We start from the raw sequence: 1,847 nt of genomic DNA, 5'->3' as shown, positions 1-1,847 counted from the left end.
GCGCAGGGGTGCAAGGGGGTAGGGAGTAGAGAAGAATATTCATGATTTATCTTTCCTTCTGCCTTCTCCCTTGATTTACCTTCTGCCTTGGAGCCCTCTGCCTTCTGCCTTTGGATTACCGAATCAAGTCAAAAGAGATATCGGTCTTACCAGGAATGTCAGTCTTGCGATCCAACTCATCGAGAATAGTGTTAACAATCCAGTTGAGTAGGTTCAATGCACCTTGATAACCGTAGATAGGATAGCGGTGTAAGTGATGGCGATCGAAAATTGGATAACCAATGCGAACCAAGGGCACACCGATATCACGCCACAGATACTTACCGTAGGAGTTACCAATCAACAAATCAACTGGTTCAGTGAAGATCAAGCTGCGTAGATGCCACAAGTCTTTGCCACCCCAAATAGTAGCGTTTGCACCATAAGGACTAGAAGCTAACAATTCTTTTGCTTCAGCTTCAAATTTTTCGTTGCTGTTAGTAACAACAATGTGAGTAGGTTCTGCACCAACTTCCAACAAGAAGCTGATTAAACCCATTACCAAATCAGGATCGCCGTACATAGCAATCTTTTTGCCATGCAACCAAGCTTGGGAATCATTCATTGCGTCAATAGCGCGACCCCGTTCAACTTCCAATTCACGAGGAATCGGTTGTCCGGTAATCTTAGAAAGTGCTTGCAAGAATTCATCAGTTCCGCGAATTCCCACTGGGCGATAAACTGCGGTTTCTTGTTTCCACTCAGTTTCGATGTAGTTGAGGGTCTTTTCTGTAGCGTATCTTTGGAAAGAAATAGTACCTTCAGCATTGATGGAATCTGCACCTTCTTCCAAAGTAGTCAGACCATTGTACATCACGAATTCGCCTTCATTCGGAGCATCAAAAGAATCCGAATTGTCAGCCAAAACTGTGTAATTAACACCCATCAAATTGAAGATTCTCTTCAATTCCCGAATATTGCTGGTATAAGCATCAAAACCAGGAATAAAGTTCCATTTACCATTCTTGGTTTCGGTCTTCTTGTCCTTAGTCAAGCAAGAAAGAATACCCTTCATCATATTGTCATAACCAGTAATGTGAGAACCCACAAAACTAGGAGTATGAGCGTAAGGAACTGGGAAATCTTGAGGAACAGAACCCGAATTTTTAGAAGTGGTGATAAATGCACCCAAGTCATCACCGATTACTTCTGCCATACAAGTTGTACACAGAGCAATCATTTTTGGCTTGTAAAGAGCATGAGCATTTGCCAAGCCTTCAATCATATTTTGCAAGCCACCGAACACCGCCGCATCTTCAGTCATCGAAGAGGAAACAGCTGAAAATGGCTCTTTGTAATTCCGGGTTAAGTGAGTACGGAAATAAGCAACGCAACCTTGAGAACCATGTACAAAAGGTAAAGTTCCTTCAAAACCAGCAGCCGCAAAAATCGCACCTAAAGGTTGGCAAGCTTTCGCTGGGTTAACTGTTAATGCTTCACGAGCAAAGTTCTTTTCCCGATATTCCCAACTCTTTGTCCATTCACGTACCCGGGCGATTTCTTCGTCGGAATGTCTGCCTTCAAATTGTTTTTTGTTCTCGAACAGTGTTTGATATTCAGGTTGGTGGAATAGATCAAAGTGGTCAGCAATTTTATTTACATCGTTCTGAGCCATGATTTTTCTCCTAATGTTTTCGCTACTGTCTGGACTTTTTTTGTAGTGTTCAATCTGGGGAGTAGGACAGGCAGGATGCCTGTCATTCCTAGTGGTAGGGGCGGGTTTAGCGGATGAATCTGTGTTTTTAGTAGAAGAGTTAACAACAAAACCCGCCCTTACAGAGTTTTAAGTTTTGAATTCTCCTCTGCCC

The 1,847-nt window shown here is 42.8% G+C and carries 1 protein-coding gene; it reads right to left on the bottom strand.

What is annotated here, in order from left to right:
* Positions 1–115 precede the first annotated feature (115 nt).
* On the bottom strand, positions 116–1,654 hold the full coding sequence (gene nifK / locus IQ264_RS32355; protein WP_193986858.1) for a nitrogenase molybdenum-iron protein subunit beta: 1,539 nt from the start codon (positions 1,652–1,654) through the stop codon (positions 116–118).
* Positions 1,655–1,847: the final 193 nt, after the last annotated feature.

The sequence above is a fragment of the [Phormidium] sp. LEGE 05292 genome (genome assembly GCF_015207735.1).
GTDB lineage: Bacteria > Cyanobacteriota > Cyanobacteriia > Cyanobacteriales > Aerosakkonemataceae > Floridanema.
Note: the sequence above shows the minus strand (reverse complement) of the source record. Positions and strands in the feature narration are given on the sequence as shown.

Excerpts from the sequence above, each read along its gene's own strand:
- nifK (WP_193986858.1), bottom strand. The coding sequence starts at position 1,654 with ATGGCTCAGAACGATGTAAATAAAATTGCTGACCACTTTGATCTATTC.